Genomic DNA, 22113 nt, shown 5'->3' on the forward strand with positions numbered 1-22113 from the left:
CAAACAGCCATCGCAAGCTGACAATTTTAGGTCTTTTTGATATACTAAGACAGATAAATTGAATAGGAGAAACGACATGGCTGTATATGGCAGAATCGAAGAAGTATCCGAAACGATACAGAGTAATGAAATTGAAAATAGACTGGATAGGAACCTTGAATCTCATGTAGAAAAAGAAGAACAGGTAGCTTTTCCATTTTTCAGACTCATCATTGGAAGTACGATTGCAACGGTTTTTTCTGTGGTGCTACCTTTACTTTTAGATATGGTAAGTCCCTCTCAGGCGCAGGATTTGTATATAGGGTGGGCTTTACATCAGGGAGGACAGCTCTACAGTAGCTATTATGCTAGTCACGGTCTTCTTTATTACTTGCCACTTTATATTACCCAAGGAGGCATTCTTTTTGCCTTGGTAGAATGGCTAGCTCTCTTAGGAGGAGGTTACTTCCTCTTTTCTTCAACTGACTATCTGACGGGACAAAGGGAACAAGCCAAGCAACTCCTAACCATATTTTATATTTTGGTATCCGGTCTCGGTTTTGGAGGAGGCTATGCTACGATCTTAGCTCTGCCATTCCTGTTTGCAGGATTTTCGTTCATAGCAGCTTATCTATCAAATCCTAACCATGACAAGGGATTTCTACGTCTGGGGATCTTTTTGGGTCTATCATTTTTCATAGAGCCTCTTACAAGTCTTCTCTTTACTGTAGTAGTAACGATTGGTTTATTTGTCTTTAATGTTGGGCATGGTCGCTTTGCTCATGGAGTTTATCAGTTTTTTGCAGCAGCACTTGGCTTTTCTCTCATCTTTTATCCAGTAGGCTACTATGTGCTTACTTCAGGTAGTTTTGGAGGAGCTATGGGAAGTCTTTTATATCCGATTGATTCCCTTCAGGTCTTTACGAATCCTCAACTAATGGATAATGTTGTATTCTATGGTTTGTTGACCTTTGGTTTAGGAGCTCTCTTCCTTGTTTTTCTAGGATTGTTCCAATCAAAGGCATCAAGATTGTATGTTATTTCAGTGCCAGCTAGTTTTGCTTTCTTATTTGTATTAGCTTTGTTGCTTTTTTCTCAAGAATCTCTTCACGGTTCGCGTTTGATTCTAATCCTTCCATTTTTACTCCTTCTTTTGATGACCAGTATTCGTGGGAAACATTCAGCTAGGGGAGCTCGCCGTAGTAGAAGAGAAGAAGTTCCTACTTTATGGAAAAAATTCATGAAAGGGAATCTCTACTTACCGATCCTAGTGGTGGTTTATCTGATTGCAATTCCTTTTGTAGCTCGTTTTGTCTTGCATCCAGCTTCTTATAGAGAACAACATCAAGTGGTAGATAGAGTCAAACAAGAGACGAGTGATGGTGACCAAATCTATATTTGGGATTCACATGTTCAGATGTATAAAGAAAGCCAGCGTTTGTCTGGATCCATGTTCCCATCACCTCTTCTTTACACGAGTACAGAAGAGAATAAAACTAGTTTAATCAATGACTTGAAAGAAAACAAACCTAAGGTGATTGTGGTGAATGATAAGGTAGCAGTCTGGTCTGAAGTGGAAACAATTTTGAAAGAAAATTACCAACAAGTAAAGACTGATTACTCAGAGTTTAAAGTCTATAAAATTAAATAACGAAATCAATATCTTGTGTATTTTTAAAAATTTTAGGATTTTTAACACAAGATATTGATTTTTCTTTTTAGAGTGGTATAATACTTTTTAGAAAGAACATTTTAGAAAAGAGCATGCATATGATTGCACTAGAAGAAAAAATTACAATTTTGCCAACTCTCTTCGTTGAAAAACGAGATGGGAGACGTGTTGTATTTGATGTGGACAAGATTGACAAGGCTCTCCACAAGGCGGCTGACAAGGTTATGGATGTGACACCCCTGGTCGAAAAACGCCTCGATGCTCTGACCGAGCGAATTGTCACAGAAATTCATAGTCGCTTTCCACAGGGGGTTAAGATTTACGAAATTCAAAATATCGTAGAACATGAACTCCTTGAAGCCAAAGAATATGCGCTAGCTGAGGAGTATATTACTTATCGGACACAAAGGGATTTTGAGCGTTCAAAAGCGACAGATATCAACTTTAGCATCCATAAACTTCTCAACAAAGACCAGGCCGTTGTCAATGAAAATGCTAATAAAGACAGCGATGTCTTTAATACCCAGCGTGATTTGACAGCAGGGATTGTTGGGAAATCAATCGGACTGCAAATGCTTCCTAAGCATGTAGCCAATGCCCATCAAAAAGGGGATATCCACTATCACGATTTGGACTACAGTCCTTATACACCTATGACCAACTGCTGTTTGATTGATTTCAAGGGGATGTTGGAGAATGGTTTTAAGATTGGAAATGCAGAGGTAGAAAGTCCCAAGTCTATCCAGACTGCGACAGCTCAGATTTCTCAAATTATCGCCAACGTTGCTTCTAGCCAGTACGGTGGCTGTTCAGCTGACCGTATCGATGAAGTTTTGGCGCCTTATGCAGAGAAGAATTACCAAAAACACCTCAAGGATGCGGAAGAATGGGTCTTACCTGACAAACGGGAAGATTACGCTTGGAAGAAAACCCAAAAAGATATCTATGATGCCATGCAATCTCTCGAGTATGAAATCAACACTCTCTTCACTTCAAATGGACAAACACCTTTCACTTCGCTAGGTTTTGGTCTAGGAACCAATCGTTTTGAGCGGGAAATTCAAAAAGCTATCTTAAACATTCGCATTAAGGGCCTTGGTTCAGAACACCGTACAGCCATCTTCCCTAAGCTCATTTTTACGCTAAAAAGAGGTCTTAACTTGGAAGAAGGGACTCCCAACTACGACATTAAGCAGTTGGCTCTTGAGTGTGCAACCAAGCGGATGTACCCAGACGTCTTGTCTTACGATAAGATTGTTGACTTGACAGGTTCCTTCAAGGTGCCTATGGGTTGCCGTTCGTTTCTTCAAGGTTGGAAGGATGAAAATGGTGTAGAAGTCAATTCAGGCCGTATGAATCTGGGTGTTGTGACAGTTAACCTACCTCGTATTGCTCTCGAGTCTGAAGGAGATATGAACAAGTTCTGGGAAATCTTCAACGAGCGTATGAATATCGCTGAAGATGCCCTGGTTTATCGTGTTGAACGGACCAAGGAAGCGACACCAGCTAATGCTCCTATCCTTTATCAATACGGTGCTTTTGGTCATCGTCTAGGTAAAGAAGAAAGTGTTGACCAGCTCTTTAAGAATCGTCGTGCGACAGTTTCGCTGGGCTATATCGGTTTGTATGAAGTAGCGACTGTTTTCTTTGGAAACAGCTGGGAAAGTAATCCAGATGCTAAGGAATTCACGCTAGATATCATTCGCGATATGAAACGCCGTGTAGAAGAGTGGTCTGACCAATATGGCTACCATTTCTCTATCTACTCAACACCATCTGAAAGTTTGACAGACCGTTTCTGCCGACTAGATACAGACAAGTTTGGTTCTATTCCTGATATTACAGATAAGGAATACTACACCAACTCTTTCCACTACGATGTTCGTAAAAATCCAACACCGTTTGAAAAATTGGATTTTGAGAAAGTCTATCCAGAAGCAGGTGCGTCGGGTGGTTTCATCCATTATTGTGAGTATCCAGTCCTTCAGCAAAATCCAAAGGCCTTGGAAGCTGTCTGGGACTATGCCTATGACCGTGTGGGCTATCTTGGGACCAATACACCAATTGACCGTTGCTACAAGTGTGACTTTGAAGGGGATTTTGAACCAACTGAGAGAGGATTTGCTTGTCCTAACTGTGGCAATAGCGACCCTAAAACAGTAGACGTTGTTAAACGGACTTGTGGCTATTTAGGTAATCCTCAAGCGAGACCGATGGTCAATGGGCGTCACAAGGAAATCGCAGCGCGTGTCAAACACATGAACGGCTCAACGATTAAAATAGCTGGTCACCAAGTAACCAATTAGAAAGAACTGAAATGGGAAAATATCAATTAGACGATAAGGGGCGTGCACAAGTGACCCGTTATCACGAGAAACACTCTAAAGGTGGAGCTGGTAAGAAAGAACGTTTGCTTAGCCTCAGAGAACAATTTTTAAACAAGAACAAGAAAAAATAAAAGTGATACTCAATGAAAATCAAAGAGCAAACTAGGAAGCTAGCCGCAGGTTGCTCAAAGCACTGCTTTGAGGTTGTAGATAAGACTGACGAAGTCAGTTACATATATCTACGGTAAGGTGACGCTGACGTGGTTTGAATTTGATTTTCGAAGAGTATGAGAGTCAGCTCTCGCTTTTCTCATAGTGGGAGGTAAGGATGGAACTACGCAGACCAAGATTAGCAGATAAAGAAACAGTTTTAGAGATGATGGCAGAGTTTGAAAAGAGCCAATCAGCCCATGATGGAGGATTTTGGGATACAGAGAACTTTGTGTATGAAGAGTGGTTGGAAACAAATATGCAAAAAGAGATGGGAATAAACTTGCCTGAAAATCGTGTTCCTTCTATTCAATTTGTATCATTTGATGATGTAGGTCGTGCTCTAGGATTTTTGAATCTGCGATTGAGACTGAATGAGGGGTTACTGAATTATGCTGGCCACATTGGCTACTCCATTCGTCCATCAGAAAGAGGCAAGGGTTATGCTAAGGAAACTCTCCGTCAGGGCTTGCAAGTTGCTAAGGGAAAGAACATCAAGAGAACTCTTGTGACCTGTAGCGTAAATAATCCTGCTAGCAGAGCAGTCATTTTAGTAAATGGTGGGCTCCTTGAGGATGTTCGCAATGGAGTCGAACGTTATTGGATAGAGGTAGCGAATGAATAATCCAAAACCACAAGAATGGAAAAGCGAGGAACTCAGTCAAGGTCGCATTATTGATTACAAGGCCTTCAACTTTGTTGATGGCGAAGGCGTGCGTAACTCTCTCTATGTATCAGGCTGTATGTTTCACTGTGAGGGGTGTTATAATGTAGCGACTTGGTCTTTCAATGCTGGCATTCCCTATACAGCAGAATTAGAAGAACAGATCATGACAGATCTCGCTCAACCTTATGTTCAAGGCTTGACCTTGCTGGGAGGGGAGCCCTTTCTCAATACGGGTATTCTTTTGCCGCTCGTTAAGCGCATTCGAAAGGAATTGCCAGACAAGGACGTCTGGTCATGGACGGGCTATACATGGGAAGAAATGATGTTGGAAACTCCAGATAAACTGGAACTCTTATCATTGATTGACATTCTTGTCGATGGACGGTATGACCGAACTAAGAGAAATCTCATGCTCCAGTTTCGAGGGTCGTCCAACCAACGAATTATAGATGTGCAAAAATCGCTCCAAAGTGGGCAAGTAGTGATTTGGGATAAGCTTAATGACGGAAAAGAAATCTATGAACAGGTGAAGAGAGAGTAACTTTCTTCCATAGAATACATAAATAAATGACCTGCTAAAAAAGAAAACATTTTCATGTTAAAAATTTTAAAAAACAGCAACAAAACCCTTGCAATCGCAGGGGCTTTGTGTTATTCTATTATGGTGCTGTAAATTACAGCCTTAGCTTTGATGCAAGAGGTTGCGACACGCTCGGTTGCATTGCCACGCAACGCCGCGTCGGTTTTCTTGTGGAGCTAGCCTATTATCTTAAATAGACGAAAAGGAGAAAAAGATGGCAAATAAAAAAATCCGTATCCGTTTGAAAGCTTACGAACACCGTACGCTTGACACAGCGGCTGCAAAAATCGTAGAATCAGCTACTCGTACAGGTGCACAAGTTGCGGGTCCAATCCCACTTCCAACTGAACGTAGCCTCTACACAATCATTCGTGCGACTCACAAATACAAAGACTCTCGCGAACAATTTGAAATGCGTACACACAAACGTTTGATCGATATCGTTAACCCAACTCAAAAAACAGTTGATGCTTTGATGAAATTGGATCTTCCAAGTGGTGTAAACGTAGAAATCAAACTTTAATCTAAAGCTTGATATTTGAGCATAAAAAACGCTCGTTAAAAACTTTTTGAATAAAAAATATAGAAAAGGAACTATTTTCTCATGACAAAAGGAATCTTAGGGAAAAAAGTGGGAATGACTCAAATCTTCACTGAAGCTGGCGAATTGATCCCTGTAACAGTTATTGAAGCAACTCCAAACGTTGTTCTTCAAGTTAAAACTGTTGAAACAGACGGATACAACGCTATCCAAGTTGGTTTCGATGACAAACGCGAAGTATTGAGCAACAAACCTGCTAAAGGACATGTAGCGAAAGCTAACACGGCTCCTAAGCGCTTCATTCGTGAATTCAAAAACGTTGAAGGCTTGGAAGTTGGTGCTGAAATCACAGTTGAAACATTCGCAGCTGGAGACGTTGTTGACGTAACTGGTACTTCTAAAGGTAAAGGTTTCCAAGGTGTTATCAAACGCCACGGACAATCACGTGGACCAATGGCTCACGGTTCTCGTTACCACCGTCGTCCAGGTTCTATGGGACCTGTTGCACCTAACCGCGTATTCAAAGGTAAAAACCTTGCAGGACGTATGGGTGGTGACCGCGTAACAATTCAAAACCTTGAAGTTGTACAAGTTATTCCAGAAAAGAACGTTATCCTTATCAAAGGTAACGTACCAGGTGCTAAGAAATCTCTTATCACTATCAAGTCAGCAGTTAAAGCTGGTAAATAATAAGGAAAGGGGAATACAGTCAAAATGGCAAATGTAACATTATTCGACCAAACTGGTAAACAAGCGGGCGAAGTTGTTCTTAACGATGCAATCTTTGGTATCGAACCAAACCAATCTGTTGTGTTTGATGTGATCATCAGCCAACGTGCTAGCCTTCGTCAAGGAACTCACGCAGTTAAAAACCGCTCAGCTGTTTCAGGTGGCGGACGCAAACCATGGCGTCAAAAAGGAACTGGACGTGCTCGTCAAGGTTCTATCCGCTCTCCACAATGGCGTGGTGGTGGAATCGTCTTCGGACCAACTCCACGTAGCTATGCGTACAAACTTCCTCAAAAAGTTCGTCGCCTTGCGCTTAAATCTGTTTACTCAGAAAAAGTTGCTGAAAATAAATTTGTAGCCGTTGATTCTCTTGAATTTACAGCTCCAAAAACTGCTGAATTTGCAAAAGTTCTTGCAGCTTTGAGCATCGATTCTAAAGTCCTTGTTATTCTTGAAGAAGGAAACGAATTCGCAGCTCTCTCAGCTCGTAACCTTCCAAACGTGAAAGTTGCGACTGCTACAACTGCAAGTGTTCTTGACATCGCAAATAGTGACAAACTTCTTGTTACTCAAGCAGCTATCTCTAAAATCGAGGAGGTTCTTGCATAATGAATTTGTATGATGTTATCAAAAAACCTGTAATCACTGAAAGCTCAATGGCTCAACTTGAAGCAGGAAAATATGTATTTGAAGTTGACACTCGTGCACACAAACTTTTGATCAAGCAAGCTGTTGAAGCTGCTTTCGAAGGTGTTAAAGTTGCTAATGTTAACACAATCAACGTAAAACCAAAAGCTAAACGTGTTGGACGTTACACTGGTTTTACTAACAAAACTAAAAAAGCTATCATCACACTTACAGCTGATTCTAAAGCAATCGAGTTGTTTGCTGCTGAAGCTGAATAATCTAAGGAGGAAATATCGTGGGAATTCGTGTTTATAAACCAACAACAAACGGTCGCCGTAATATGACTTCTTTGGATTTCGCTGAAATCACAACAAGCACTCCTGAAAAATCATTGCTTGTTGCATTGAAGAGCAAGGCTGGTCGTAACAACAACGGTCGTATCACAGTTCGTCACCAAGGTGGTGGACACAAACGTTTCTACCGTTTGGTTGACTTCAAACGTAACAAAGACAATGTTGAAGCAGTTGTTAAAACAATCGAGTACGATCCAAACCGTTCTGCAAACATCGCTCTTGTACACTACACTGACGGTGTGAAAGCATACATCATCGCTCCAAAAGGTCTTGAAGTAGGTCAACGTATCGTTTCAGGTCCAGAAGCAGATATCAAAGTCGGAAACGCTCTTCCACTTGCTAACATCCCAGTTGGTACTTTGATCCACAACATCGAGTTGAAACCAGGTCGTGGTGGTGAATTGGTACGTGCTGCTGGTGCATCTGCTCAAGTATTGGGTTCTGAAGGTAAATACGTTCTTGTTCGTCTTCAATCAGGTGAAGTTCGTATGATTCTTGGAACTTGCCGTGCTACAGTTGGTGTTGTCGGAAACGAACAACATGGACTTGTAAACCTTGGTAAAGCAGGACGTAGTCGTTGGAAAGGTATCCGCCCAACAGTTCGTGGTTCTGTAATGAACCCTAACGATCACCCACACGGTGGTGGTGAAGGTAAAGCACCAGTTGGTCGTAAAGCACCATCTACTCCATGGGGCAAACCTGCTCTTGGTCTTAAAACTCGTAACAAGAAAGCGAAATCTGACAAACTTATCGTTCGTCGTCGCAACGAGAAATAATATTAAACTAGTCGCTTAAGCAATAAATCCGCCAGCTCGGTAGCGCTCCATGTGAGCGCAAGCCGTTGTGGTACAACATTTAAAGGAGAAAATATAAAAATGGGACGCAGTCTTAAAAAAGGACCTTTCGTCGATGAGCATTTGATGAAAAAAGTTGAAGCTCAAGCTAACGACGAAAAGAAAAAAGTTATTAAAACTTGGTCACGTCGTTCAACGATCTTCCCAAGTTTCATTGGTTACACTATTGCAGTTTATGACGGACGTAAACACGTACCTGTTTACATCCAAGAAGACATGGTAGGTCACAAACTTGGTGAATTTGCACCAACTCGTACTTACAAAGGTCACGCTGCAGACGACAAGAAAACACGTAGAAAATAAGGAGAACATAAATGGCAGAAATTACTTCAGCTAAAGCAATGGCTCGTACAGTACGTGTTTCACCTCGTAAATCACGTCTTGTTCTTGATAACATCCGTGGTAAAAGCGTAGCCGATGCAATCGCAATCTTGACATTCACTCCAAACAAAGCTGCTGAAATCATCTTGAAAGTTTTGAACTCAGCTGTAGCTAACGCTGAAAACAACTTTGGTTTGGATAAAGCTAACTTGGTAGTATCTGAAGCATTCGCAAACGAAGGACCAACTATGAAACGTTTCCGTCCACGTGCGAAAGGTTCAGCTTCACCAATCAACAAACGTACAGCTCACATCACTGTAGCTGTTGCAGAAAAATAAGGAGGTAAAATCGTGGGTCAAAAAGTACATCCAATTGGTATGCGTGTCGGCATCATCCGTGATTGGGATGCCAAATGGTATGCTGAAAAAGAATACGCGGATTACCTTCATGAAGATCTTGCAATCCGTAAATTCGTTCAAAAAGAACTTGCTGACGCAGCAGTTTCAACTATTGAAATCGAACGCGCAGTAAACAAAGTTAACGTTTCACTTCACACTGCTAAGCCAGGCATGGTTATCGGTAAAGGTGGTGCTAACGTTGATGCACTCCGTGCGAAACTTAACAAATTGACTGGAAAACAAGTACACATCAACATCATCGAAATCAAACAACCTGATTTGGATGCTCACCTTGTAGGTGAAGGAATTGCTCGTCAATTGGAGCAACGTGTTGCTTTCCGTCGTGCACAAAAACAAGCAATCCAACGTGCAATGCGTGCTGGAGCTAAAGGAATCAAAACTCAAGTATCAGGTCGTTTGAACGGTGCAGATATCGCCCGTGCTGAAGGATACTCTGAAGGAACTGTTCCACTTCACACACTTCGTGCAGATATCGATTACGCTTGGGAAGAAGCAGATACTACATACGGTAAACTTGGTGTTAAAGTATGGATCTACCGTGGTGAAGTTCTTCCAGCTCGCAAAAACACTAAAGGAGGTAAATAACCAATGTTAGTACCTAAACGTGTTAAACACCGTCGTGAATTCCGTGGAAAAATGCGCGGTGAAGCAAAAGGTGGAAAAGAAGTAGCATTCGGTGAATACGGTCTTCAAGCTACAACTAGCCACTGGATCACTAACCGCCAAATCGAAGCTGCTCGTATCGCCATGACTCGTTACATGAAACGTGGTGGTAAAGTTTGGATTAAAATCTTCCCACACAAATCATACACTGCTAAAGCTATCGGTGTGCGTATGGGATCTGGTAAAGGGGCACCTGAAGGTTGGGTAGCACCAGTTAAACGTGGTAAAGTGATGTTCGAAATCGCTGGTGTATCTGAAGAGATCGCTCGCGAAGCGCTTCGTCTTGCTAGCCACAAATTGCCAGTTAAATGTAAATTCGTAAAACGTGAAGCAGAATAAGGAGAAGGCATGAAACTTAATGAAGTAAAAGAATTTGTTAAAGAACTTCGTGGTCTTTCTCAAGAAGAACTCGCGAAGCGCGAAAACGAATTGAAAAAAGAATTGTTTGAACTTCGTTTCCAAGCTGCTACTGGTCAATTGGAACAAACAGCTCGCTTGAAAGAAGTTAAAAAACAAATCGCTCGTATCAAAACAGTTCAATCTGAAGCGAAATAATAGACTAGGGAAGGAGAAATTTCAATGGAACGCAATAATCGTAAAGTTCTTGTTGGACGTGTTGTATCTGACAAAATGGACAAGACAATCACAGTTGTAGTTGAAACAAAACGTAACCACCCAGTCTATGGTAAACGTATTAACTACTCTAAAAAATACAAAGCTCATGATGAAAACAATGTTGCCAAAGAAGGCGATATCGTACGTATCATGGAAACTCGCCCGCTTTCAGCTACAAAACGTTTCCGTCTTGTAGAAGTTGTTGAAGAAGCGGTCATCATCTAATCAAACCTGAAAGGAGAAAACTGAAATGATTCAAACAGAAACTCGTTTGAAAGTCGCAGACAACAGCGGTGCTCGCGAAATCTTGACTATCAAAGTTCTTGGTGGTTCAGGACGTAAATTTGCAAACATCGGTGATGTTATCGTGGCATCTGTAAAACAAGCTACTCCTGGTGGTGCGGTTAAAAAAGGTGACGTTGTTAAAGCAGTTATCGTTCGTACTAAATCAGGTGCTCGTCGTGCTGATGGTTCATACATCAAATTTGACGAAAACGCAGCAGTTATCATCCGTGAAGACAAAACTCCTCGCGGAACACGTATCTTTGGCCCAGTTGCACGTGAATTGCGTGAAGGTGGCTTCATGAAGATCGTGTCACTTGCTCCAGAAGTACTTTAATTTTTAGAAACAAACTAGTCCCCTGGATTTACCTCCAGGGTGCCCTTATGGGCGTAAGAAAAATCAAGGAGAAACCTAATGTTTGTAAAAAAAGGCGACAAAGTTCGCGTAATCGCTGGTAAAGATAAGGGAACAGAAGCTGTTGTCCTTACTGCCCTTCCAAAAGTAAACAAAGTTATCGTTGAAGGTGTTAACATCGTTAAGAAACACCAACGTCCAACTAACGAACTTCCTCAAGGTGGTATCATCGAGAAAGAAGCAGCTATCCACGTATCAAACGTTCAAGTTTTGGACAAAAATGGTGTAGCTGGTCGTGTTGGTTACAAATTTGTAGACGGTAAAAAAGTTCGCTACAACAAAAAATCAGGCGAAGTGCTTGATTAATCACGAAGGAAAGGAGAAGTATAATGGCAAATCGTTTAAAAGAAAAATATCTTAATGAAGTAGTTCCTGCTTTGACAGAACAATTCAACTACTCATCAGTGATGGCTGTGCCTAAAGTAGATAAGATCGTTTTGAACATGGGTGTTGGTGAAGCTGTATCAAACGCTAAAAGCCTTGAAAAAGCTGCTGAAGAATTGGCACTTATCTCAGGTCAAAAACCACTTATCACTAAAGCTAAAAAATCAATCGCCGGCTTCCGTCTTCGTGAAGGTGTTGCGATCGGTGCAAAAGTTACCCTTCGTGGTGAACGTATGTACGAATTCTTGGATAAATTGGTTTCAGTTTCACTTCCACGTGTACGTGACTTCCACGGTGTTCCAACAAAATCATTTGATGGACGCGGAAACTACACACTTGGTGTGAAAGAACAATTGATTTTCCCAGAAATCAACTTCGATGACGTTGACAAAACTCGTGGTCTTGACATCGTTATCGTAACAACTGCTAACACTGACGAAGAGTCACGTGCATTGCTTACAGGCCTTGGAATGCCTTTTGCAAAATAATATAGGAGGTAAATCTAATGGCTAAAAAATCAATGATTGCTAAGAACAAACGTCCAGCGAAGTTCTCTACTCAAGCTTATACTCGTTGTGAAAAATGTGGTCGTCCACATTCAGTTTACCGCAAATTTAAACTTTGCCGTGTTTGCTTCCGTGAATTAGCTTACAAAGGACAAATCCCAGGCGTTACCAAAGCATCTTGGTAATATCATGATACGAAGAGCGTAACAACCACAGCAAAAATAGGAAATTTGGTGTAGGAGCGATGCTCCAAAACAAATTTATCTTTTTTGCACAGGTTGTAGCTCGTGTTCAAATAAGAGTTTTCTCATTTGAATGTATCAATACTATCTGAGCCTAGCTCAATCATTAACTAGCAAGTGCAACTTGCAAACTACTAGTAAGAGGAGAAAAACAAAATGGTTATGACTGACCCAATCGCAGACTTCCTAACTCGTATTCGTAATGCTAACCAAGCTAAACACGAAGTACTTGAAGTACCTGCATCAAACATCAAAAAAGGGATTGCTGAAATCCTTAAACGCGAAGGTTTTGTAAAAAACGTTGAAATCATCGAAGATGACAAACAAGGCATCATCCGTGTATTCCTTAAATACGGACCAAATGGTGAAAAAGTTATCACTAACTTGAAACGTGTTTCTAAACCAGGACTTCGTGTCTACAAAAAACGTGAAGACCTTCCAAAAGTTCTTAACGGACTTGGAATTGCTATCCTTTCAACTTCTGAAGGTTTGCTTACTGATAAAGAAGCACGCCAAAAGAATGTTGGTGGAGAAGTTATCGCTTACGTTTGGTAAAATCAAGATACAAAGCTCGTAAAGAACAAAGCAAAATTAGAAAGTTGGAGAAGTTTGTTTACAAACAAGCCAACTTATCTATTTTGCACAGTTCTTAGAGCGTGTTCAGTTCAGCTCTTGAACTAAATAAGTATCTGAACCCCGTGAAAACTGGCCATTCTGGCCTGACAATTTAACAGGAGAAAATAAACATGTCACGTATTGGTAATAAAGTTATCGTGTTGCCTGCTGGTGTTGAAATCACTAACAATGACAACGTTGTAACTGTAAAAGGACCTAAAGGAGAACTTACTCGTGAGTTCTCAAAAGATATTGAAATCCGTGTGGAAGGTACTGAAGTAACTCTTCACCGTCCAAACGATTCAAAAGAAATGAAAACTATTCACGGAACTACTCGTGCCCTTTTGAACAACATGGTTGTTGGTGTATCAGAAGGATTCAAGAAAGAACTTGAAATGCGCGGGGTTGGTTACCGTGCACAACTTCAAGGATCTAAACTTGTTTTGGCTGTTGGTAAATCTCATCCAGACGAAGTTGAAGCTCCAGAAGGAATTACTTTTGAACTTCCAAACCCAACAACAATCGTTGTTAGCGGAATTTCAAAAGAAGTAGTTGGACAAACAGCTGCTTACGTACGTAGCCTTCGTTCACCAGAACCATATAAAGGTAAAGGTATCCGTTACGTTGGTGAATTCGTTCGCCGTAAAGAAGGTAAAACAGGTAAATAATGTTGAGTGGTTGAGTCTCAACCACCAACCTATTTTCCAACTTTGTGCATAGCACACGATTTAAAACTAAAGAGGTGAAAACTGTGATTTCAAAACCAGATAAAAACAAACTCCGCCAAAAACGCCACCGTCGCGTTCGCGGAAAACTCTCTGGAACTGCTGATCGCCCACGTTTGAACGTATTCCGTTCTAATACAGGCATCTACGCTCAAGTGATTGATGACGTAGCGGGTGTAACGCTCGCAAGTGCTTCAACTCTTGACAAAGAAGTTTCAAAAGGAACTAAAACTGAACAAGCCGTTGCTGTCGGTAAACTCGTTGCAGAACGTGCAAACGCTAAAGGTATTTCAGAAGTGGTGTTCGACCGCGGTGGATATCTATATCACGGACGTGTGAAAGCTTTGGCTGATGCAGCTCGTGAAAACGGATTGAAATTCTAATAGGAGGACACTAGAAAATGGCATTTAAAGACAATGCAGTTGAATTAGAAGAACGCGTAGTTGCTGTCAACCGTGTTACAAAAGTTGTTAAAGGTGGACGTCGTCTTCGTTTCGCAGCTCTTGTTGTTGTTGGTGACCACAACGGTCGCGTAGGATTTGGTACTGGTAAAGCTCAAGAAGTTCCAGAAGCAATCCGTAAAGCAGTAGATGATGCTAAGAAAAACTTGATCGAAGTTCCTATGGTTGGAACAACAATCCCACACGAAGTTCTTTCAGAATTCGGTGGAGCTAAAGTATTGTTGAAACCTGCTGTAGAAGGTTCTGGAGTTGCCGCTGGTGGTGCAGTTCGTGCCGTTGTGGAATTGGCAGGTGTGGCAGATATTACATCTAAATCACTTGGTTCTAACACTCCAATCAACATTGTTCGTGCAACTGTTGAAGGTTTGAAACAATTGAAACGCGCTGAAGAAGTTGCTGCCCTTCGTGGTATTTCAGTTTCTGATTTGGCATAAGAAAGGGGATAAAATGGCTCAAATTAAAATTACTTTGACTAAGTCTCCAATCGGACGCATTCCATCACAACGTAAAACTGTTGTAGCACTTGGACTTGGCAAATTGAACAGCTCTGTTATTAAAGAAGATAACGCTGCTATCCGTGGTATGATCACTGCAGTATCTCACTTGGTAACAGTTGAAGAAGTAAACTAATGAATTTTTAGGGGATGTGCACTATACCATCCCCTAAAACTAGATATAGTCATCTATGATGACGTCGTATAGGCGAGTTGATGGGGGAGACAACCTTTTCTCCCTTATCGGCGCTAGCATTTTACAAAAGAGGAGAAAATAAAAATGAAACTTCATGAATTGAAACCTGCAGAAGGTTCTCGTAAAGTACGTAACCGCGTTGGTCGTGGTACTTCATCAGGTAACGGTAAAACATCTGGTCGTGGTCAAAAAGGTCAAAAAGCTCGTAGCGGTGGCGGAGTTCGCCTTGGTTTTGAAGGTGGACAAACTCCATTGTTCCGTCGTCTTCCAAAACGTGGATTCACTAACATCAACGCTAAAGAATACGCAATTGTGAACCTTGACCAATTGAACGTCTTTGAAGATGGTGCTGAAGTTACTCCAGTTGTTCTTATCGAAGCAGGAATTGTTAAAGCTGAAAAATCAGGTATTAAAGTTCTTGGTAACGGTGAGTTGACTAAGAAATTGACTGTGAAAGCAGCTAAATTCTCTAAATCAGCTGAAGAAGCTATCACTGCTAAAGGTGGTTCAGTAGAAGTCATCTAAGAGAGGTGACCTATGTTTTTTAAATTATTAAGAGAAGCTCTTAAAGTCAAGCAGGTTCGATCAAAAATTTTATTTACAATTTTTATCGTTTTGGTCTTTCGTATCGGAACTAGCATTACAGTTCCTGGTGTGAATGCCAATAGCTTGAATGCTTTAAGTGGATTATCCTTCTTAAACATGTTGAGCTTGGTCTCAGGGAATGCCATGAAAAACTTCTCAGTTTTTGCTCTTGGTGTTAGTCCCTACATTACGGCCTCTATCGTTGTCCAACTCTTGCAAATGGATATTTTACCCAAGTTTGTAGAGTGGGGTAAACAAGGGGAGGTAGGTCGAAGAAAATTAAATCAAGCTACTCGTTATATTGCTCTTGTTTTAGCCTTTGTGCAATCTATCGGTATTACAGCTGGTTTTAATACTTTGGCTGGAGCTCAATTGTTGAAAACAGCTCTTACACCACAAGTCTTTATCATGATTGGTATCATCTTAACAGCTGGTAGCATGATTGTGACTTGGTTGGGAGAGCAAATTACAGATAAGGGATACGGAAATGGTGTTTCTATGATTATCTTTGCCGGGATTGTTGCATCAATTCCAGAGATGATTCAGGGCATCTATGTGGACTACTTTGTGAACGTCCCAAGTAGCCGTATCAACTCATCTATCATTTTCGTAATCATTTTGATTATTACTGTATTGTTGATCATTTATTTTACAACTTATGTTCAACAAGCAGAATACAAAATTCCAATCCAATATACTAAGGTTGCACAAGGTGCTCCATCTAGCTCTTACCTACCTTTGAAGGTAAACCCTGCTGGAGTTATCCCTGTTATCTTTGCAAGTTCGATTACTGCAGCGCCTGCGGCTATTCTTCAGTTTTTGAGCGCTACAGGTCATGATTGGGCTTGGGTAAGAACAGCACAAGAAATGCTGGCAACAACTTCACCAACTGGTATTGCTATGTATGCTTTATTGATTATTCTCTTTACATTCTTCTATACGTTTGTACAGATTAATCCTGAAAAAGCGGCAGAAAACTTACAAAAGAGCGGTGCTTATATCCATGGAGTTCGTCCTGGTAAAGGTACAGAAGAATATATGTCTAAACTTCTTCGTCGTCTTGCAACTGTTGGTTCCCTATTCCTTGGTGTGATTTCTATTTTACCGATTGTAGCAAAAGATGTTTTTGGACTTTCAGAGGCAGTTGCTTTTGGAGGAACCAGTCTTTTGATCATTATCTCTACAGGTATTGAAGGAATCAAACAATTGGAAGGTTACCTATTGAAACGTAAGTATGTTGGTTTCATGGACAGAACAGAATAAAAGTATTTACTGAGTCAGTAAATGCTGAGGGAGTGGAGGTTTAACTCTAACATTAGTGAGAGTTTGGTCTCCCCTCTTCTATTTTGTTTTTAAATAGGGGTGAAAAGACTTTTTGCTTCTATTTAAAAATAAAATAAGGAGATCAAATCATGAATCTTTTGATTATGGGCTTACCTGGTGCAGGTAAGGGAACTCAAGCAGCAAAAATCGTAGAACAATTCCATGTTGCACATATCTCAACAGGTGATATGTTCCGTGCTGCTATGGCAAATCAAACTGAAATGGGTGTTCTTGCTAAGTCATACATTGACAAGGGTGAATTAGTTCCTGATGAAGTTACAAATGGGATCGTAAAAGAACGTCTTTCACAAGATGATATTAAAGAAACAGGATTCTTATTGGATGGTTACCCACGTACAATCGAACAAGCTCATGCCTTGGACAAAACATTGGCTGAACTTGGCATTGAACTAGAAGGTGTCATCAACATTGAAGTGAATCCAGATAGCCTCTTGGAACGTTTGAGTGGTCGTATTATCCACCGCGTAACTGGAGAAACTTTCCACAAGGTCTTTAACCCACCAGTTGACTATAAGGAAGAAGATTACTACCAACGTGAAGATGATAAGCCTGAGACAGTGAAACGTCGTTTGGATGTGAATATTGCTCAAGGAGAACCAATCATTGCTCACTACCGTGCCAAAGGTTTGGTTCATGACATCGAAGGTAATCAAGATATCAATGATGTCTTCTCAGATATCGAAAAAGTATTGACAAATTTGAAATAAAGCGTTTTTCACACTTGCAATAATCCGCTACAAATGTTATACTAAGATAGTCTGACTTATAATTGTTGTCTCTGTGTCTAGAGGCATCGAATCGAAATTTATGGAGGTGCTTTTGCGTGGCAAAAGACGATGTGATTGAAGTTGAAGGCAAAGTAGTTGATACAATGCCGAATGCAATGTTTACGGTTGAACTTGAAAATGGACATCAGATTTTAGCAACAGTTTCTGGTAAAATTCGTAAAAACTATATTCGTATTTTAGCGGGAGATCGTGTTACTGTCGAAATGAGTCCATATGACTTGACACGTGGACGTATCACTTACCGCTTTAAATAATCGAAAAACTTGGAGGGATAAGAAATGAAAGTAAGACCATCGGTCAAACCAATTTGCGAATACTGTAAAGTTATTCGTCGTAATGGTCGTGTTATGGTAATTTGCCCAGCAAATCCAAAACACAAACAACGTCAAGGATAAGATAGAAAGGAGAAAACATGGCTCGTATTGCTGGAGTTGACATTCCAAATGACAAACGCGTAGTAATCTCATTGACTTATGTTTATGGTATCGGACTTGCAACATCTAAGAAAATTTTGGCTGCTGCTGGAATCTCAGAAGATGTTCGTGTACGTGATCTTACATCAGATCAAGAAGATGCTATCCGTCGTGAAGTGGATGCAATCAAAGTTGAAGGTGACCTTCGTCGTGAAGTAAACTTGAACATCAAACGTTTGATGGAAATCGGTTCATACCGTGGTATCCGTCACCGTCGTGGACTTCCTGTCCGTGGACAAAACACTAAAAACAACGCTCGCACTCGTAAAGGTAAAGCTGTTGCGATTGCTGGTAAGAAAAAATAATATAGGAGGTAAAAGTCTTGGCTAAACCAACACGTAAACGTCGTGTGAAAAAGAATATCGAATCTGGTATTGCTCATATTCACGCTACATTTAATAACACTATTGTTATGATTACTGATGTGCATGGTAATGCAATTGCTTGGTCATCAGCTGGTGCTCTTGGTTTCAAAGGTTCTCGTAAATCTACACCATTCGCTGCTCAAATGGCTTCTGAAGCTGCTGCTAAATCTGCACAAGAACACGGTCTTAAATCAGTTGAAGTTACTGTAAAAGGTCCAGGTTCTGGTCGTGAGTCAGCTATTCGTGCGCTTGCTGCCGCTGGTCTTGAAGTAACAGCAATTCGTGATGTGACTCCAGTGCCACACAATGGTGCTCGTCCTCCAAAACGTCGCCGTGTATAATCATCGCATTACACTGCTTTTCGTTTAAGAGGGAGTAACTAAATGATCGAGTTTGAAAAACCAAATATAACAAAAATTGATGAAAATAAAGATTATGGCAAGTTTGTAATCGAACCACTTGAACGTGGCTACGGTACAACTCTTGGTAACTCTCTTCGTCGTGTACTTCTAGCTTCTCTACCAGGAGCAGCTGTGACATCTATCAATATTGATGGTGTGTTACATGAGTTTGACACAGTTCCAGGTGTTCGTGAAGACGTGATGCAAATCATTCTGAACATTAAAGGAATTGCAGTGAAATCGTACGTTGAAGACGAAAAAATCATCGAACTAGATGTTGAAGGTCCTGCTGAAGTAACAGCTGGTGACATTTTGACAGATAGCGATATTGAAATTGTAAATCCAGATCATTATCTCTTTACAATCGGTGAGGGTTCTTCTCTAAAAGCGACTATGACTGTTAACAGTGGTCGTGGATATGTACCTGCTGATGAAAATAAAAAGGATAATGCACCAGTTGGAACACTTGCTGTAGATTCTATTTATACACCAGTTACAAAAGTCAACTATCAAGTGGAACCTGCTCGTGTAGGTAGCAATGATGGATTTGACAAATTAACCCTTGAAATCTTGACAAATGGAACAATTATTCCAGAAGATGCTTTAGGGCTTTCAGCACGTATTTTGACAGAACATCTTGATTTGTTTACAAATCTTACTGAGATTGCTAAGTCAACTGAAGTGATGAAAGAAGCTGATACTGAATCTGACGACCGTATTTTGGATCGTACGATTGAGGAACTGGACTTGTCTGTGCGTTCATACAACTGTTTGAAACGTGCCGGTATCAATACTGTGCATGATTTGACAGAAAAATCTGAAGCAGAGATGATGAAAGTACGAAATCTTGGACGCAAGAGTTTGGAAGAAGTGAAACTCAAACTCATTGATTTGGGTCTTGGATTAAAAGATAAATAAAGGAGGAATAAATGGCTTACCGTAAACTAGGACGCACTAGCTCACAACGTAAAGCAATGCTTCGCGATTTGACAACTGACCTTTTGATCAACGAATCAATCGTGACAACTGAAGCTCGTGCTAAAGAAATCCGTAAAACTGTTGAAAAAATGATTACTCTAGGTAAACGTGGTGATTTGCATGCACGTCGTCAAGCAGCTGCTTTCGTACGTAATGAAATCGCATCTGAAAACTATGATGAAGCAACTGATAAGTACACTTCTACTACAGCACTTCAAAAATTGTTCTCAGAAATTGCACCTCGTTATGCTGAACGTAACGGTGGATACACTCGTATCCTTAAAACTGAACCACGTCGTGGTGATGCAGCGCCAATGGCGATCATCGAATTAGTATAAAATCATCAATTTTGTTGAGTGTTATGATGATGGAGTCTTGTGCTCTTAGTCTAGCTCTGGTCTACCGCTAGGATCTCGGTCCTAGCGGGAACACTCATCATAAGTTGGGATAGTAGACGCTTGTTTACGAAATTGTTTTTTTCTTAAGAACAACTTCGTAAGCAGGCGTTTTTGAGTATTTTAGTTAGAATTATGCTATACTATTTGAAAAGAATCCTGTTTAATGTTCAGGTTTCCTATTAAAAGAAGAATTGGAGTTTGCTTATGAAAGCGATTATAACTGTTGTTGGTAAAGATAAATCTGGAATTGTTGCAGGTGTTTCTGGTAAAATTGCAGAATTGGGTTTGAATATTGATGATATCTCTCAAACTGTCTTGGATGAATATTTCACGATGATGGCTGTCGTCTCTAGTGATGAAAAACAAGATTTCACTTATCTTCGTAATGAATTTGAAGCTTTTGGGCAAACTTTGAATGTGAAAATCAATATTCAGAGTGCAGCGATTTTCGAAGCTATGTATAATATCTAGGAGGTTATCATGGATATTAGACAAGTTACTGAGACCATCGCCATGATTGAGGAGCAAAACTTCGATATCAGAACTATTACCATGGGGATTTCCCTTTTGGACTGTATCAATCCAGATATCAATCGTGCTGCGGAGAAAATTTATCAAAAGATTACGACCAAGGCAGCTAATTTAGTGGCTGTTGGCGATGAAATTGCGGCTGAGTTGGGGATTCCAATCGTTAATAAGCGTGTATCGGTGACTCCTATCTCTTTGATTGGGGCAGCGACAGATGCGACGGACTACGTTGTTCTGGCAAAAGCGCTTGATAAGGCTGCGAAAGAAATCGGTGTGGATTTTATCGGTGGCTTCTCTGCCTTGGTACAAAAGGGGTACCAAAAGGGAGATGAGATTCTCATCAATTCTATTCCTCGTGCTTTGGCTGAAACGGACAAGGTCTGCTCGTCAGTCAATATCGGCTCAACCAAGTCTGGTATCAATATGACGGCTGTCGCAGATATGGGACGAGTTATCAAGGAAACGGCTAATCTATCAGATATGGGGGCGGCCAAGTTGGTTGTATTCGCTAATGCTGTTGAGGACAATCCATTTATGGCGGGTGCCTTCCATGGTGTTGGGGAGGCAGATGTTATCATCAATGTCGGAGTTTCCGGTCCTGGTGTGGTGAAACGTGCCTTGGAAAAAGTTCGTGGACAGAGCTTTGATGTAGTAGCCGAAACAGTTAAGAAAACTGCCTTTAAAATCACTCGTATCGGTCAATTGGTTGGTCAAATGGCCAGTGAGAGACTGGGTGTGGAGTTTGGTATTGTGGACTTGAGTTTGGCGCCAACTCCTGCGGTTGGAGATTCTGTTGCACGTGTCCTTGAAGAAATGGGGCTAGAAACAGTTGGGACACACGGGACGACGGCTGCCTTGGCACTCTTGAACGACCAAGTTAAGAAGGGTGGAGTGATGGCCTGCAACCAAGTTGGTGGTTTGTCTGGTGCCTTTATTCCTGTTTCTGAGGATGAAGGAATGATTGCTGCAGTACAAAATGGCTCTCTTAATTTGGAAAAACTAGAAGCTATGACGGCTATCTGTTCCGTTGGTTTGGATATGATTGCCATTCCGGAGGATACACCTGCTGAAACCATTGCTGCTATGATTGCAGATGAGGCTGCAATTGGTGTCATTAACATGAAAACAACGGCTGTTCGTATCATTCCAAAAGGAAAAGAAGGCGATATGATTGAGTTTGGTGGTCTATTGGGTACTGCACCTGTTATGAAGGTCAATGGAGCTTCGTCTGTTGATTTCATCTCTCGTGGAGGACAAATCCCAGCACCAATTCATAGTTTTAAAAATTAAGAAAATAGGAGAAATTTTAAGTTCTATTTAAGGTTGGATGTGTATACTATAATCATTAAATAAAGACCTCCTAATATTATTTGAAA

The 22113-nt window shown here is 40.8% G+C and carries 36 protein-coding genes; all 36 read left to right on the forward strand.

What is annotated here, in order from left to right:
• Positions 1 to 76 precede the first annotated feature (76 nt).
• Positions 77 to 1630, forward strand: coding sequence for a damage-inducible protein CinA (locus QM408_RS00895; RefSeq protein WP_237447104.1), 1554 nt, complete (start codon positions 77 to 79; stop codon positions 1628 to 1630).
• Positions 1631 to 1749: 119 nt separating this feature from the next.
• Positions 1750 to 3957, forward strand: coding sequence for an anaerobic ribonucleoside-triphosphate reductase (gene nrdD / locus QM408_RS00900; protein WP_237447103.1), 2208 nt, complete (start codon positions 1750 to 1752; stop codon positions 3955 to 3957).
• Positions 3958 to 3968: 11 nt separating this feature from the next.
• A complete protein-coding gene (locus QM408_RS00905) occupies positions 3969 to 4109 on the forward strand; it encodes a hypothetical protein (RefSeq protein ID WP_000521621.1) in 141 nt (46 codons plus the stop codon).
• Between the two features lie 197 nt (positions 4110 to 4306).
• Positions 4307 to 4813: a GNAT family N-acetyltransferase gene (locus tag QM408_RS00910; protein ID WP_084862770.1), complete on the forward strand. Its 507-nt coding sequence runs from the start codon at positions 4307 to 4309 to the stop codon at positions 4811 to 4813.
• Positions 4806 to 5396 (forward strand): anaerobic ribonucleoside-triphosphate reductase activating protein, encoded by a 591-nt coding sequence (gene nrdG / locus QM408_RS00915; protein ID WP_084862771.1) that lies wholly within the window; start codon positions 4806 to 4808, stop codon positions 5394 to 5396. Before QM408_RS00910 ends, nrdG begins: the two co-directional genes overlap by 8 nt.
• Positions 5397 to 5649: 253 nt before the next feature.
• On the forward strand, positions 5650 to 5958 hold the full coding sequence (gene rpsJ / locus QM408_RS00920) for a 30S ribosomal protein S10 (protein ID WP_001284513.1): 309 nt from the start codon (positions 5650 to 5652) through the stop codon (positions 5956 to 5958).
• A gap of 81 nt (positions 5959 to 6039) precedes the next feature.
• Positions 6040 to 6666 (forward strand): 50S ribosomal protein L3, encoded by a 627-nt coding sequence (gene rplC / locus QM408_RS00925; RefSeq protein WP_000160196.1) that lies wholly within the window; start codon positions 6040 to 6042, stop codon positions 6664 to 6666.
• Between the two features lie 24 nt (positions 6667 to 6690).
• Positions 6691 to 7314, forward strand: a complete 624-nt coding sequence (gene rplD / locus QM408_RS00930; RefSeq protein ID WP_000024549.1) for a 50S ribosomal protein L4 — start codon at positions 6691 to 6693, stop codon at positions 7312 to 7314.
• Positions 7314 to 7610, forward strand: coding sequence for a 50S ribosomal protein L23 (locus tag QM408_RS00935; protein WP_001055347.1), 297 nt, complete (start codon positions 7314 to 7316; stop codon positions 7608 to 7610). Before rplD ends, QM408_RS00935 begins: the two co-directional genes overlap by 1 nt.
• A 17-nt stretch (positions 7611 to 7627) precedes the next feature.
• The gene (rplB, locus tag QM408_RS00940) at positions 7628 to 8461 is read left to right on the forward strand and encodes a 50S ribosomal protein L2 (protein ID WP_000512911.1); all 834 of its coding nucleotides are present in this window, start codon (positions 7628 to 7630) and stop codon (positions 8459 to 8461) included.
• Between the two features lie 99 nt (positions 8462 to 8560).
• Complete coding sequence (gene rpsS / locus QM408_RS00945) at positions 8561 to 8842, forward strand: 30S ribosomal protein S19 (RefSeq protein WP_000533766.1); 282 nt, start codon at positions 8561 to 8563, stop codon at positions 8840 to 8842.
• An 11-nt stretch (positions 8843 to 8853) separates the two neighbouring features.
• A complete protein-coding gene (rplV, locus tag QM408_RS00950; protein ID WP_000818137.1) occupies positions 8854 to 9198 on the forward strand; it encodes a 50S ribosomal protein L22 in 345 nt (114 codons plus the stop codon).
• Between the two features lie 12 nt (positions 9199 to 9210).
• On the forward strand, positions 9211 to 9864 hold the full coding sequence (gene rpsC, locus QM408_RS00955; RefSeq protein ID WP_000529936.1) for a 30S ribosomal protein S3: 654 nt from the start codon (positions 9211 to 9213) through the stop codon (positions 9862 to 9864).
• Between the two features lie 3 nt (positions 9865 to 9867).
• Entirely contained in the window at positions 9868 to 10281 is a 414-nt protein-coding gene (gene rplP, locus QM408_RS00960) for a 50S ribosomal protein L16 (RefSeq protein ID WP_000960946.1), read from the forward strand.
• 9 nt (positions 10282 to 10290) lie between these two features.
• Positions 10291 to 10497, forward strand: a complete 207-nt coding sequence (rpmC, locus tag QM408_RS00965) for a 50S ribosomal protein L29 (RefSeq protein ID WP_000772918.1) — start codon at positions 10291 to 10293, stop codon at positions 10495 to 10497.
• Between the two features lie 24 nt (positions 10498 to 10521).
• The gene (gene rpsQ, locus QM408_RS00970; RefSeq protein WP_000440801.1) at positions 10522 to 10782 is read left to right on the forward strand and encodes a 30S ribosomal protein S17; all 261 of its coding nucleotides are present in this window, start codon (positions 10522 to 10524) and stop codon (positions 10780 to 10782) included.
• A gap of 25 nt (positions 10783 to 10807) precedes the next feature.
• Entirely contained in the window at positions 10808 to 11176 is a 369-nt protein-coding gene (gene rplN / locus QM408_RS00975; protein WP_000616545.1) for a 50S ribosomal protein L14, read from the forward strand.
• Between the two features lie 78 nt (positions 11177 to 11254).
• Positions 11255 to 11560, forward strand: coding sequence for a 50S ribosomal protein L24 (gene rplX / locus QM408_RS00980; protein ID WP_000497691.1), 306 nt, complete (start codon positions 11255 to 11257; stop codon positions 11558 to 11560).
• Positions 11561 to 11583: 23 nt separating this feature from the next.
• Entirely contained in the window at positions 11584 to 12126 is a 543-nt protein-coding gene (rplE, locus tag QM408_RS00985) for a 50S ribosomal protein L5 (RefSeq protein ID WP_000013542.1), read from the forward strand.
• 17 nt (positions 12127 to 12143) lie between these two features.
• Positions 12144 to 12329: a type Z 30S ribosomal protein S14 gene (locus QM408_RS00990; protein ID WP_001085697.1), complete on the forward strand. Its 186-nt coding sequence runs from the start codon at positions 12144 to 12146 to the stop codon at positions 12327 to 12329.
• A gap of 213 nt (positions 12330 to 12542) precedes the next feature.
• Complete coding sequence (gene rpsH / locus QM408_RS00995) at positions 12543 to 12941, forward strand: 30S ribosomal protein S8 (protein ID WP_000245504.1); 399 nt, start codon at positions 12543 to 12545, stop codon at positions 12939 to 12941.
• A gap of 191 nt (positions 12942 to 13132) precedes the next feature.
• Complete coding sequence (rplF, locus tag QM408_RS01000; protein ID WP_000086626.1) at positions 13133 to 13669, forward strand: 50S ribosomal protein L6; 537 nt, start codon at positions 13133 to 13135, stop codon at positions 13667 to 13669.
• Between the two features lie 83 nt (positions 13670 to 13752).
• Positions 13753 to 14109 (forward strand): 50S ribosomal protein L18, encoded by a 357-nt coding sequence (gene rplR / locus QM408_RS01005; protein WP_000624044.1) that lies wholly within the window; start codon positions 13753 to 13755, stop codon positions 14107 to 14109.
• Between the two features lie 17 nt (positions 14110 to 14126).
• Positions 14127 to 14621 (forward strand): 30S ribosomal protein S5, encoded by a 495-nt coding sequence (gene rpsE, locus QM408_RS01010; protein ID WP_000874202.1) that lies wholly within the window; start codon positions 14127 to 14129, stop codon positions 14619 to 14621.
• A gap of 13 nt (positions 14622 to 14634) precedes the next feature.
• Entirely contained in the window at positions 14635 to 14817 is a 183-nt protein-coding gene (gene rpmD / locus QM408_RS01015; RefSeq protein ID WP_000057241.1) for a 50S ribosomal protein L30, read from the forward strand.
• Positions 14818 to 14961: 144 nt separating this feature from the next.
• Positions 14962 to 15402, forward strand: coding sequence for a 50S ribosomal protein L15 (gene rplO / locus QM408_RS01020; protein WP_000766088.1), 441 nt, complete (start codon positions 14962 to 14964; stop codon positions 15400 to 15402).
• A 12-nt stretch (positions 15403 to 15414) separates the two neighbouring features.
• Positions 15415 to 16725 (forward strand): preprotein translocase subunit SecY, encoded by a 1311-nt coding sequence (gene secY / locus QM408_RS01025; RefSeq protein WP_000465403.1) that lies wholly within the window; start codon positions 15415 to 15417, stop codon positions 16723 to 16725.
• Between the two features lie 149 nt (positions 16726 to 16874).
• On the forward strand, positions 16875 to 17513 hold the full coding sequence (locus tag QM408_RS01030) for an adenylate kinase (RefSeq protein ID WP_001050436.1): 639 nt from the start codon (positions 16875 to 16877) through the stop codon (positions 17511 to 17513).
• A gap of 116 nt (positions 17514 to 17629) precedes the next feature.
• On the forward strand, positions 17630 to 17848 hold the full coding sequence (gene infA / locus QM408_RS01035; protein ID WP_001029883.1) for a translation initiation factor IF-1: 219 nt from the start codon (positions 17630 to 17632) through the stop codon (positions 17846 to 17848).
• Between the two features lie 24 nt (positions 17849 to 17872).
• The gene (gene rpmJ, locus QM408_RS01040; RefSeq protein ID WP_001808836.1) at positions 17873 to 17989 is read left to right on the forward strand and encodes a 50S ribosomal protein L36; all 117 of its coding nucleotides are present in this window, start codon (positions 17873 to 17875) and stop codon (positions 17987 to 17989) included.
• 17 nt (positions 17990 to 18006) lie between these two features.
• Positions 18007 to 18372 carry a 30S ribosomal protein S13 gene (rpsM, locus tag QM408_RS01045; protein WP_000090781.1) on the forward strand — a complete coding sequence of 122 codons (366 nt, stop codon included), beginning with the start codon at positions 18007 to 18009 and terminating at the stop codon, positions 18370 to 18372.
• Between the two features lie 17 nt (positions 18373 to 18389).
• The gene (gene rpsK / locus QM408_RS01050) at positions 18390 to 18773 is read left to right on the forward strand and encodes a 30S ribosomal protein S11 (RefSeq protein ID WP_001118385.1); all 384 of its coding nucleotides are present in this window, start codon (positions 18390 to 18392) and stop codon (positions 18771 to 18773) included.
• A 42-nt stretch (positions 18774 to 18815) separates the two neighbouring features.
• Positions 18816 to 19751, forward strand: coding sequence for a DNA-directed RNA polymerase subunit alpha (locus QM408_RS01055; RefSeq protein ID WP_000568988.1), 936 nt, complete (start codon positions 18816 to 18818; stop codon positions 19749 to 19751).
• An 11-nt stretch (positions 19752 to 19762) separates the two neighbouring features.
• Positions 19763 to 20149, forward strand: a complete 387-nt coding sequence (gene rplQ / locus QM408_RS01060; protein ID WP_000331493.1) for a 50S ribosomal protein L17 — start codon at positions 19763 to 19765, stop codon at positions 20147 to 20149.
• A 264-nt stretch (positions 20150 to 20413) separates the two neighbouring features.
• Positions 20414 to 20680, forward strand: coding sequence for an ACT domain-containing protein (locus QM408_RS01065; protein ID WP_000644124.1), 267 nt, complete (start codon positions 20414 to 20416; stop codon positions 20678 to 20680).
• A 9-nt stretch (positions 20681 to 20689) separates the two neighbouring features.
• Positions 20690 to 22027: a PFL family protein gene (locus QM408_RS01070; RefSeq protein WP_049551263.1), complete on the forward strand. Its 1338-nt coding sequence runs from the start codon at positions 20690 to 20692 to the stop codon at positions 22025 to 22027.
• The last annotated feature ends 86 nt before the right edge of the window (positions 22028 to 22113 follow it).

Origin of the sequence: Streptococcus mitis (assembly GCF_047464965.1) — a bacterium.
Classification (GTDB): Bacteria; Bacillota; Bacilli; order Lactobacillales; family Streptococcaceae; genus Streptococcus; species Streptococcus mitis_DU.

Coding starts and splice junctions, on each gene's coding strand:
- QM408_RS00990 (WP_001085697.1), top strand. CDS start 12,144: ATGGCTAAAAAATCAATGATTGCTAAGAACAAACGTCCAGCGAAGTTC.
- rpsE (WP_000874202.1), top strand. CDS start 14,127: ATGGCATTTAAAGACAATGCAGTTGAATTAGAAGAACGCGTAGTTGCT.
- nrdD (WP_237447103.1), top strand. CDS start 1,750: ATGATTGCACTAGAAGAAAAAATTACAATTTTGCCAACTCTCTTCGTT.
- rplO (WP_000766088.1), top strand. CDS start 14,962: ATGAAACTTCATGAATTGAAACCTGCAGAAGGTTCTCGTAAAGTACGT.
- QM408_RS01065 (WP_000644124.1), top strand. CDS start 20,414: ATGAAAGCGATTATAACTGTTGTTGGTAAAGATAAATCTGGAATTGTT.
- QM408_RS01030 (WP_001050436.1), top strand. CDS start 16,875: ATGAATCTTTTGATTATGGGCTTACCTGGTGCAGGTAAGGGAACTCAA.
- secY (WP_000465403.1), top strand. CDS start 15,415: ATGTTTTTTAAATTATTAAGAGAAGCTCTTAAAGTCAAGCAGGTTCGA.
- rplF (WP_000086626.1), top strand. CDS start 13,133: ATGTCACGTATTGGTAATAAAGTTATCGTGTTGCCTGCTGGTGTTGAA.
- rpmJ (WP_001808836.1), top strand. CDS start 17,873: ATGAAAGTAAGACCATCGGTCAAACCAATTTGCGAATACTGTAAAGTT.
- rpmC (WP_000772918.1), top strand. CDS start 10,291: ATGAAACTTAATGAAGTAAAAGAATTTGTTAAAGAACTTCGTGGTCTT.
- rplN (WP_000616545.1), top strand. CDS start 10,808: ATGATTCAAACAGAAACTCGTTTGAAAGTCGCAGACAACAGCGGTGCT.
- QM408_RS00910 (WP_084862770.1), top strand. CDS start 4,307: ATGGAACTACGCAGACCAAGATTAGCAGATAAAGAAACAGTTTTAGAG.
- rplV (WP_000818137.1), top strand. CDS start 8,854: ATGGCAGAAATTACTTCAGCTAAAGCAATGGCTCGTACAGTACGTGTT.
- rpmD (WP_000057241.1), top strand. CDS start 14,635: ATGGCTCAAATTAAAATTACTTTGACTAAGTCTCCAATCGGACGCATT.
- rpsJ (WP_001284513.1), top strand. CDS start 5,650: ATGGCAAATAAAAAAATCCGTATCCGTTTGAAAGCTTACGAACACCGT.
- rplD (WP_000024549.1), top strand. CDS start 6,691: ATGGCAAATGTAACATTATTCGACCAAACTGGTAAACAAGCGGGCGAA.
- QM408_RS00935 (WP_001055347.1), top strand. CDS start 7,314: ATGAATTTGTATGATGTTATCAAAAAACCTGTAATCACTGAAAGCTCA.
- QM408_RS01070 (WP_049551263.1), top strand. CDS start 20,690: ATGGATATTAGACAAGTTACTGAGACCATCGCCATGATTGAGGAGCAA.
- rplP (WP_000960946.1), top strand. CDS start 9,868: ATGTTAGTACCTAAACGTGTTAAACACCGTCGTGAATTCCGTGGAAAA.
- rplC (WP_000160196.1), top strand. CDS start 6,040: ATGACAAAAGGAATCTTAGGGAAAAAAGTGGGAATGACTCAAATCTTC.
- rpsS (WP_000533766.1), top strand. CDS start 8,561: ATGGGACGCAGTCTTAAAAAAGGACCTTTCGTCGATGAGCATTTGATG.
- rpsQ (WP_000440801.1), top strand. CDS start 10,522: ATGGAACGCAATAATCGTAAAGTTCTTGTTGGACGTGTTGTATCTGAC.
- QM408_RS00895 (WP_237447104.1), top strand. CDS start 77: ATGGCTGTATATGGCAGAATCGAAGAAGTATCCGAAACGATACAGAGT.
- rplQ (WP_000331493.1), top strand. CDS start 19,763: ATGGCTTACCGTAAACTAGGACGCACTAGCTCACAACGTAAAGCAATG.
- nrdG (WP_084862771.1), top strand. CDS start 4,806: ATGAATAATCCAAAACCACAAGAATGGAAAAGCGAGGAACTCAGTCAA.
- QM408_RS00905 (WP_000521621.1), top strand. CDS start 3,969: ATGGGAAAATATCAATTAGACGATAAGGGGCGTGCACAAGTGACCCGT.
- rpsH (WP_000245504.1), top strand. CDS start 12,543: ATGGTTATGACTGACCCAATCGCAGACTTCCTAACTCGTATTCGTAAT.
- rpsM (WP_000090781.1), top strand. CDS start 18,007: ATGGCTCGTATTGCTGGAGTTGACATTCCAAATGACAAACGCGTAGTA.
- rplE (WP_000013542.1), top strand. CDS start 11,584: ATGGCAAATCGTTTAAAAGAAAAATATCTTAATGAAGTAGTTCCTGCT.
- QM408_RS01055 (WP_000568988.1), top strand. CDS start 18,816: ATGATCGAGTTTGAAAAACCAAATATAACAAAAATTGATGAAAATAAA.
- rplX (WP_000497691.1), top strand. CDS start 11,255: ATGTTTGTAAAAAAAGGCGACAAAGTTCGCGTAATCGCTGGTAAAGAT.